The 9250-nt window shown below is 77.6% G+C and carries 4 protein-coding genes; all 4 read right to left on the reverse strand.

Annotated elements, in window-relative coordinates; genetic code table 11:
- Nucleotides 1-129: 129 nt before the first annotated feature.
- Nucleotides 130-1626, reverse strand: coding sequence for a SagB family peptide dehydrogenase (locus ACFV0G_RS27630; protein ID WP_380553559.1), 1497 nt, complete (start codon nucleotides 1624-1626; stop codon nucleotides 130-132).
- Between the two features lie 121 nt (nucleotides 1627-1747).
- Nucleotides 1748-4009 (reverse strand): TOMM precursor leader peptide-binding protein, encoded by a 2262-nt coding sequence (locus ACFV0G_RS27635; protein ID WP_380553562.1) that lies wholly within the window; start codon nucleotides 4007-4009, stop codon nucleotides 1748-1750.
- A 26-nt stretch (nucleotides 4010-4035) separates the two neighbouring features.
- Nucleotides 4036-7392, reverse strand: coding sequence for a DUF4135 domain-containing protein (locus ACFV0G_RS27640; RefSeq protein ID WP_380553565.1), 3357 nt, complete (start codon nucleotides 7390-7392; stop codon nucleotides 4036-4038).
- A 1-nt stretch (nucleotide 7393) separates the two neighbouring features.
- Nucleotides 7394-9250, reverse strand: a 1857-nt coding sequence (locus tag ACFV0G_RS27645; protein WP_380553568.1) for an ATP-binding cassette domain-containing protein, incomplete at its 5' end; no start/stop codon positions are given.

Raw genomic sequence — 9250 nt, forward strand, 5'->3', positions numbered from 1 at the left:
ACACCACCCCCCCCCTTCCCGCGGGGCCCCCCCCCCCCGGCGGGGGGCCCCCCGCCTTGTCCGGGCATCCGGGCGTGCTGCGCCGCCGGCCCCCGGCGGGCCGTCCGCGCGACCAGTGCCCGCGCCGGCTCAGTCGGCGCGGGCCTGCGCCACCACGTCGGCGAATCCGCGGGCGCTGCGCGCGATCCCCGCCGGCCGGCTGCCGATCAGGAACTCGCCCACCGAGGACTCCGCCGTCCAGTCCAGGCCGAGTGCCCGCGCCGCCGCGTCCGTGTCGCCCGACCCGAGGCCGCACGGCGCCAGGCCCATCGCCGTCGCCACCAGGTAGAGCGTCTGGTAGACCACCCCCACGTGCTTGAGCGTCAGCGCGTACGCGATCTGGCTGTACTTCCAGGAGAGCCGGCCGAACCGCGAGGTGACGGTCAGCAGGACCTGCGGGTCGACGGTGCAGCCGGTCGCCCGCCAGGCCGCGGTCATCAGCTCGCGGAACGCCGCCTCGTCGCCCGGCCCGGCGAACGGGCGCGGACGCAGCCGGTGGGCCGCCGCGTCGTAGCGGTACACCCCGGGCACCAGGCCGTCGCAGCGGACGACCGAGAGGTAGACCTCCAGTTCACCGGTCGCGCCGCCGGCCGGGTAGGGGCGGTCCACGATGTCGTAGCCGTGCGGGTCGGCCGGGTCGCCCGGGATGATCCGGCGCACCCGGGCCACCCGGTAGAGGAGTTCGCCGAGCTGGGCGAGGGTGACCGGGGTGTCCGCGTACGCGCGGACCGAGCGGCGGCCCTCCAGGACCTCGCTGAGGGCCGGGTCGCGGGCCACCACCTCGTCCCAGTCGGGCACCGGGAGGTCGATGCCGGCGCCGTCCTCCTCGCGCGCGCCGGTGCCGGGGACGGCCGGGAGCTGGGCGATCTCGGGGTGGGCGAAGACGCCGCCGCTCGGGTAGTCGTGCCGGCCGGGGCGGCTGCGGGCGTGGAAGAGCAGGTCGTGGAAGTCCCAGAGCGGGGGCTCCCCGGTCGCGCCGTCGTCCAGGAAGCCGGCGCCGGCGAGCAGTGCGGCGAGCGCCTGCCCGGTCTCCGGGTCGAGCCCGGCGAGCAGGGCCGCCTCGGCCACCGGGCGGGCGGCGGTGACCGCGGCGACGAACGCCCCGGCGGCCGGCCGGTGCAGGGTGAGCCGGAACGGCGCCGTCGGGGACTCCAGCACACACGCCCCGGCGTGCTCCTCCGGCAGCCGGCGCAGGTAGGCGAAGCGGGAGAGGACCACCTGCGGCGCGGTGGCGCGGGCCAGGCCCGGCAGGTCGGCGGAGCGGGCGATCGGGACGGCGGTCGCCAGCGGCTCCCCCAGCGGGTCGGCGAGGGTCGTGGTGACCAGGTACGGGAAGCGCCGCAGCAGGTGGAACAGCCGGCCGCCGTCGGCGAGGTCGGCGAGGTCGGCGGCCTCCTCGGTGAGCACGGCTAGCCGGCGGACGGTCTCCGCGCCGAGCGCGTGCACCCGCTGGCGGCCCCAGGGGTGGCTGAGTTCCAGGTCGTCGCCCTGCGCGGTGACCTCCACCTCGGGGCGCAGCCGCAGCAGGGTGCGCAGCGGCCCGCCGCCTGCGGCGAGGCCGGGGGGCAGCTGTTCGGTCACGGTCATCGGGTGTACCTCTTCTCCGTGCGGGACGGACGGGACGGGGTGCCGGAGGGGCCGCGGGCGCGCCGCGGTCCGGCCGGCCGGGCCGCCGCCCGCGCGGGGGCGGCGGCCGGGTGCGGCGTCATCAGATGAAGATCGGGACGGGGTTGAGGTCGGCCTCGGCGGTCGGTGCGCCGAGCCAGCCGAGCCGGACCGGGACGTCGTACAGCCGGCCGGGGGCGAAGCGGGCCCAGAAGTGCCGCATGCCGGGGACGACGACCTTGGCGACGGGCAGGCCGACGTCGGGGCGGGTCTGGTCGAGGACGAGGAAGTCCATGCCGCGCTCCTCGACCAGGCGCCGGGCGAGCGCCAGGTCGTCGGCGAGGTCGTGCCCGGCGAGGACGGCCCAGCGGGCGGGGCCGGCGGCGCGGGCGGCCGGGTCGGGCAGCAGGTGGGGCTGGTTGGCCAGGGTGGCGGTGGTCCACCAGGCCTTCTGCTCCGGGTCGGCTCCGGTGTAGGTCACCGTGCCGTCGGCGTCGCCGGCGACGGGCCCGAGGAACTGGTTCATCTCGGTGAGTGCGCGGGTCAGCGCGATGTGCGGGTCGAGGTGGGCGCCGAAGGCGATCAGGATGTCCTCGGCGGGCTTGTCGGTGCGCCGGGAGAACGCGCCGACGACCGGGATGCCGAAGTCGGAGGTGAGGTCGAGCGCCCAGATCTCGCGGTGCAGCCCGTGGTAGACCTCGCGCAGCCGGTCGACGTACGGGTCGCCGAAGGCGTCGAGGTCGACGGCGGGGCGGCGGACCCGGTTGTACCACCAGAGGGCGACGGCGTCGCGTTCGACGAGTTCGAGGAAGCCCTGGAGGGCGGCGTCCTCGAAGGAGGTGCCGGCGGCGCAGCCGTTGGAGTCGCCGGCGGCGAAGAAGCCGTTGCGGTGCCGGTAGCCGTAGTAGAGGGACATGGTGGGCAGCCAGCGGGTGCGCTGCTCGGTGAGCGACCAGGCGGGCGACCACTCGATCCGCTCGTCCTCGCGGAAGCGTTCGGGGACGGTGTTGAACATCGACGGCCGGGCGTTCCAGCGGTCGCGCTCGGCGTACTGGCGGTCGCTGTAGAGCAGGGTGCGGGCGGGGTGGATCGCGGCGTCGCCGAGTTCCCTGAAGCTCGCGGTGCGGCGGGCCTCGTCGCCCTGGAAGACGCCGGAGTAGCGTTCCATGGCCTCGCCGAGGGCGCTGGCCCTGGCCTGGACGTCGGTGCGGCCCTTGCCGCAGCTGAGGGCGCGCAGGCCGGTGCGGAGCTGGCGCAGGTCGCCGCTGCGGCGGGAGAGGTTCTGGCCCGAGACGTAGACCCGCAGGCCGGTCGGGGTGCGGCCGGCCGGAACGAGCGAGGTGACCACGCCGGTGATCGGGGAGAGCTGCGGGCGGTACTGCTCCAGCATGTCCTCCGGGGAGGCGGAGCGGTGGCCGCCGTCGGCGGTGAACGCCTTGGGGCGGCTCTCGAAGGCGACCGGGGCGAGCTGGCGGCGCTCCATCAGGCCGGCGTCGCCGCAGGCCGCGCACTGCGGCCGGCGGACCAGGCGGTGGCGTTCGGTCTCCAGCAGCACGGTGTCCAGGGTGAGCACCACGGGTTCGGCGGGGCGGACGCCGGCCAGCCACTTGGCGGCCTCCAGGGCGGCGAGCTGGGCCCCGGTGCCGAGGGTGGGCGCGAACTGGGCGCCCGCCGTGGAGATCGGCCCGTCCTGGCCGAGCCGGTGCTGCAGGTAGCTGAGGGACTGCCGGTTGGCGGACAGCCGGTGCGCCAGGCACTCCCAGCAGCCGGTGGCGGACGGGTCGTCGGCCGGGCCGGGGACGAACACCGGGCCGACCCAGACGATCGAGCCGACGGGCCGGGCGAGCAGCCAGGGCCGGCCGCTCGCGCGGGCCTCGCGGTCGCGCTCGGCGAGGCCGGGGTGCAGGTAGTCCTCGGTGAGGGCGACGGTGAACTCGGCGTCCGGGGACGCACTCACCCCGGCGGCGGCGAGTGCGTCGAGGAAGGGCTGCGGGTCGAGGTCGCCGTACACCTCGACGCGGACCCGGGCGGTGTGCAGGGCGGCGGAGGCGGCGGCGCCGTCGAGACCGGCCATCTCGAACCAGGCGGCGCCGGACGGGTCCTCGACCCGTGCGCCGTCGGCGAGGTAGCCGCCGGCGCGCAGCCGGTCGACGGCGCTGCGGACCCGGTCGGCGGGCACCGTCCCGTCGAGGGCGGCACCGATCTGCTCGGCGGTGCGGGTGCCGTCCAGCAGCGGGGCGAGGGCCTGCGCGAGCGTGCCGTCGACGACGGAGACACCGCGCTCGGAGACCAGGTACAGGCCCTCGCCGGCGACGACGTACGGGGTGAAGTGGCGTTTGAAGCCGATCGTGGCGTGTTCGGACATGGCGTCATTCCTTGGGCGAGGGCGGGTCAGCGCAGCGTGGCGAGCGGGGCGGTGGCGGGGTCGAGCAGGCGCAGCAGCAGCAGGCCGACGGCGGCGGAGCCGTCCAGGGCGCCGAGGTTGATCCGGTCGTCGGCGGCGCGCTCCGGGTACCAGCGGCCGGTGGCTCGGTGGCGGGCGAGGAGTTCGCCGACGAGCAGGCCGGCGGCCTCGCGGCCGTCGTAGAACGGGCCGGGCAGCAGCGAGTCGGCGCTCTCGGGGAGGGTGTGCAGCAGGCCGGCCTCGGCGGCGGTGAGGGCCTCGCCTGCGGTGGCGACCAGGTCGCGGCCGGTGCGGGCGGCGATCCGGCGGGCGCCGACGGGCGGGGTGAGCGCGGCGAGTTCGCCGGGGTCGACGGTCGAGGCGCCGAGGGCGACGGCGGTGTCCAGGCAGGCGAGCCGGCCGGAGCGGGCGGCGGTGGCGAAGCGGTGGCCGCGCAGCAGGTCGCGGACGGCGTCCGGGTCGGCGAGCAGGGCGGGCGCCTCGGCGGCGGCGCGGGCGAGCGCGGCGGCGACCGAGTCCGTCCCGGCGGGGACGAGGTCGAGGAAGCCGTGGTCGCCCTCGGGGTCGGCCGGGTCCTGGTCGGCGGTGAGGTGGGCGAGGGCGGCGGCGGCCAGGGTGCGGATGCCGTCCTCGGTCGGGGTGTGGCCGGGGCCGGTGGCACGGCGCAGCCGCAGCAGGTTGAGCAGCAGGCCGGCGCTGCCGAGCGGGGTGTCGGGGAACGGGGTGCGGGCGGGCCGGCCGGGGCGGGCCGCGGCGGGGACGGTGACGGCGAGCGCGCCGGGGACGAGGGCCTGGGCGGCGGCGAGGAGTTCGGGGGTGCCGAGCAGGGGGGCGGTGCGGGCGAGGGCGTGGATCAGCGAGCCGGGGCCGGCGAGGCCGCCGGGGACGGGTGTGCCGCCGGCCAGCCGGGAGTCGGCGGCGAAGGCGAAGGCGCGGGGCGCCGTGGGGTCGATCAGCCCGACGGCGTCGGTGAGGGTGCGGTGGGCGGCGCGGTGGAAGCGCGGTTCGCCGGTGGCGGCCCAGAGTTCGGCGAACAGGACGGCGAGGCCGGGGGTGCCGGTGATCAGGTCGATGCAGAGCACCTCGACCTGGCGCAGGCCGGTGCCGGGGTACCAGCTCTGGCCGAGCCAGCCGGTGCCGCGGCGGTCGGCGAGGATCCGGTCGCCGATCCGCACGGCGGCGTCGAGGAGTTCGCCGCTGCCGGGGGCCGCGGCGCGGCCGGCCGGGCGGGCCCGGCCCGGCGCGGGCGCCGGGTCCTCGCTCCCGTCGCGGGCGGCGTCGATGCAGCCGCTGAGGACGGCGGTGTGCGCGTCCAGGTCGAAGCCGTCGAGTTCGGCGACCCGCTGCTGGAGGCGCTGCCAGCCGGTGTCCCGGAAGTGGCCGGGGATCTCGCGGCCGTCGGCGGTGAACGCCGAGGAGGAGGTGGTGAGCGAGCGGAAGAACGGGATGTCGAGCTGGCGGAAGGCGTCGAGTTCGGCGAGCACGACCTCCAGCAGGTCGCCGCGCCCGGGGTCGCCGGCGACGGCGGTGATGGCGCCCTGGAGGGCTCCGGCGATGACCGTCTCGCGGGTCGCGCCGCTGTCCAGGGCGAGCGGGCTGGTGGAGGCCGAGAGGATCTTGTACCCGTCCCAGGTGTGGCGCCAGATGTAGCGCACCCAGATGCCCCGGAAGGGGGCCAGCGGGCCTTCGGGGTGGGCGAGTTCGCCGCGCAACCGGTGCAGCGCCCAGTGCATCTCGCGGTAGCCGTCGACGACCTCGGCGGTGTACTGCCACGGGTCGGCGGCCTCGGTGCCGCCGCCGTCGGTGGCGATGACCGGGCGGTAGGGCGGCAGCGGGAGGGCGGGCACGCCGGGCGCGGACTCCAGGCCGCCGATCCGGGAGAGGCAGCCGATGTCCAGGGCGCGGGTCTGCCGGGCCGGGGTCCACGGCTGGAACGCCATCGCGGTGCGCACCACGGTGGACTCCAGTTCGTCCAGCAGGCCGTGGTGGGCGGGGCTGATCGCGGGCGGGGTCTGCACCCGCGGGTAGAGCAGGCACTCCAGGTCGATCAGGGCGGGGTGCTCGCCGTCCGCCAGCAGGTTGTCCGCCCACAGGTCGCGGCCCTCCAGCAGCTGGACCAGGCGCACCGTCATGCCGAGGCGGCGGTAGAACCGGGCGAATCCGGTGCGGTCGGCGCAGGGGCGGTGCGGGACGAGCTCCTCCCAGCCGTAGTCGCCGTCGCAGCCGGTGGCGAGCGAGGCGGCGTGGCCGTCGTCGCCGCGGTCGCTGCGCACCAGCACGGTGCGCACCGGCAGGTCGAGCGAGAGTTCGCGGTTGAGGCGGCGGACGAGGTCGAGGAAGGCGGTGGCGTGGCGCATGTCCTTGGGCTTGTAGACCACGTCCTGCCCGCCCGCGAAGTGCAGCAGCGCCACCGAGCGGCCGCCGGCGTGGCGGTCGCCGGCCTCGCCGCGGATCCGGTCGAGCGGGCCGGGGTCGGTGCCGCCCCACATCCGGTCGGTGAGCAGCTGCCGGTCGCCGGCGAGGCGGGCGAACATCTCGCTCTGCACGTGCTGCCACTGGCGGCAGACGGTGCCGACCAGGAAGGCGAGGGCGGGCAGCCGCTCCAGCCGGGCGAGCCAGCCCTCCCGGGAGGTGTCCAGGCCGCCGGCCTCGTCCCAGTCGGTGGCGCGCGGGCGGCCGGTGGCGGTCTGGAGCTCGTGGCAGAGGGCGAGCCGGCAGGCCTCGGTGAGGCGGGCGGCCAGGGCGGCGCCCAGGTCGGCGCGGGCCCGGTCGGTGACCGGGACGCCGAGGATGCCGCCCGGCCCGTACGGGAGGAGCTCGTCGGCGGCGGCGGCGAAGGCCGCGGTGAGCGCGCCGGGGGCGGTGGTGGCCGGGCCCGGCGCGGCGGGCAGGGTGCGCAGGAACGCGGCCAGGGCGTGGCCCCAGTCGGGCAGCCGCTGCGGGTCGGCGAGGACGACGCCGCGCAGGCCCTCGCCGAGCGGGCGGCCGGTGGCGGCCAGGTGGTCGAGGAGCACGGGGGCGCCGCCGTGCTCGCCGGCGGCGCGGCGCAGCCAGGTGTCGACGGCGGCGGCGCGGGCCCGGCGGTCCTCGTCCGGGTCGGGGGCGAAGACGGCGGTGCCGTCGGCGCGGGCGGCGGCGCGTTCGCCGAACGGGGCGGCGGCGGCGATCAGGGCGCGCAGCCGTTCGTCGCCGCGGGCGGGGCCGGGCAGCAGGCGGGTGCCGTCGGCGGCGGGATCGGGGCCGGCGGTGCCGGCCGGGTCGGCGGTGCGGTCCGCGGCCTCGGCGGCGGCGAGGACGGAGGCGCCGTCGACGGGGCGGAGCCAGGTCTGCAGGTCGAGCGGCATCTCACATCTCCTGGAGTCGGGCGAGTCGGGTGAACAGCGGGTCGTGGCCGAGCAGTTCGTCGTACGTGCCGGTGGCGGTCAGGCGGCCGCCGGCGAGCACGTGGATCCGGTCGGCGGTGCGGACGGTGCTGAGGCGGTGGGCGATCACCACGCGGGTGGTGTCGAGGCCGGCGACGGCCTCGGCGACCCTGCGCTGGGTGGCGTTGTCGAGGGCGGAGGTGGCCTCGTCGAGCAGCAGGACGGCGGGGCGGCGGACCAGGGCGCGCGCCAGCAGCAGGCGCTGCACCTGGCCGCCGGAGAAGCCCTGGGCGTCCTCGCCGACCCGGGTGCCGAGGCCGAGCGGCAGGCGGCGCAGTTCGTCGGCGATGCCGGCGAGTTCGGCGGCCTCCCAGATCCGCTCCTCGGTGATGTCGGGGTCGCTGCCGGCCAGGTTCTCCAGCAGCGAGCCGCGCAGCATCCGGCCGTGCTGGAGGACCGCGCCGAGCCGGCGGCGGACCAGCCGGGCGTCCAGGCCCGCCAGGTCGCGGCCGTCGTAGCGGACCGTCCCGGACTCCGGCCGTTCGAAGCCGAGCAGCAGCCGGACCAGGGTGGACTTGCCTGCCCCGGAGGGTCCGACGACGGCCACCAGCTCGCCGGGGGCGGCGTGCAGGGACACCCCGTCGAGTGCGGGTGCGGCGGTGCCCAGGTAGCGGAAGGTCACCGCGTCCAGGGCGACCGCCCCGTGCAGGTCGCCGGGGTCGGCGAGGGCCTGCGGGCCGTCCGCGGGCCGGACGGGCGCGAGGATCGGCCGCAGCCGGTCCAGCACCGGGGCGATGCCGTATGCGCCGGCCGCGGCGTGGGTGACCTGGCCGAGCGCCATGGCCACCTGGCCGGCCGCGGCGCCGGCCGCCATCAGGTGCCCGGCGGGGGTGGACCCGCCGGCTGCCGCCCCCGCCAGCAGCACTGCCAGCAGCAGCGGTTGCAGCGCTGCGGTGAGGGCGGCGGCCGCCCCGTCGATCCGCTGGGCGGCGGCGTCCGCGCGCTTCTGGGCGGCGAACGGCACCGCCCAGCGCGCGAACGCCTGGATCTCCCGGCCTGCCGTCTGGATCTTGTCGATCCCGAGCAGCAGGCCGTACAGCACGCCGTTGAGGTGTCCGTGCAGCGCGAACACCTCGCTCTCGTGGCGCTGGCGGCGGCGGCCGAGCAGGAGCAGCGCCCCGGCCACCGCGAGCACGGCGAGCAGCAGCAGCCCGCCGAACCGGACGTCCACCAGCAGCAGGACGGTGAGGCCCGAGACGGCGAAGACCGCCCCGAGCACCGCGCCCACCAGCACCTCCGAGAGCGCCTGCCGGGCCTGGGCGACCGCGTTGGCGCGGTGGACCAGGTCGCCCGTGGTGTAGTCGCGGAAGAAGCGGGCGTCGTGACCGAGCAGACGGTCCCAGACGGCCGGTTCCAGCGCGCTCTGCACCCGCCCGGTCAGGCGGACGGCGGCCGTGTTGCGGACGATCACCAGCAGCCAGGACGCGAGGACCGCGGTGCCCAGCAGCACCGCGAGCCAGCGCACCGGGTGCCGGTCCGCGGCCAACAGGTTCGGCAGCAGGATGCCGGTGCTCAGCGGCACCAGCAGTCCGAGCAGCGCTGCCGCCAGTCCGGTCGCGGCCAGCCGGCCGAGGTCCCGGCGTGCGCCGGGCACCCGCAGGACGAAGCGGGCGAGTTCGGCCGGCCCCACCTCCCCGTCGGGCAACGGGAGGTGGAGCAGCAGGGCCCGGGTGCGCAGCGGCACCGGGCGGTCGGGCCGGGCGGCGGGCCCGGCGGGGTCGTACGTGCGGTGTCCGCCGGCCGGGCGGGGCACCAGCGCGACCGGGCGGCCGTCGTCGGC

Source organism: Kitasatospora sp. NPDC059571, from assembly GCF_042735675.1.
GTDB lineage: Bacteria > Actinomycetota > Actinomycetes > Streptomycetales > Streptomycetaceae > Kitasatospora.

Coding starts and splice junctions, on each gene's coding strand:
- ACFV0G_RS27630 (WP_380553559.1), bottom strand. CDS start 1,626: ATGACCGTGACCGAACAGCTGCCCCCCGGCCTCGCCGCAGGCGGCGGG.
- ACFV0G_RS27635 (WP_380553562.1), bottom strand. CDS start 4,009: ATGTCCGAACACGCCACGATCGGCTTCAAACGCCACTTCACCCCGTAC.
- ACFV0G_RS27640 (WP_380553565.1), bottom strand. CDS start 7,392: ATGCCGCTCGACCTGCAGACCTGGCTCCGCCCCGTCGACGGCGCCTCC.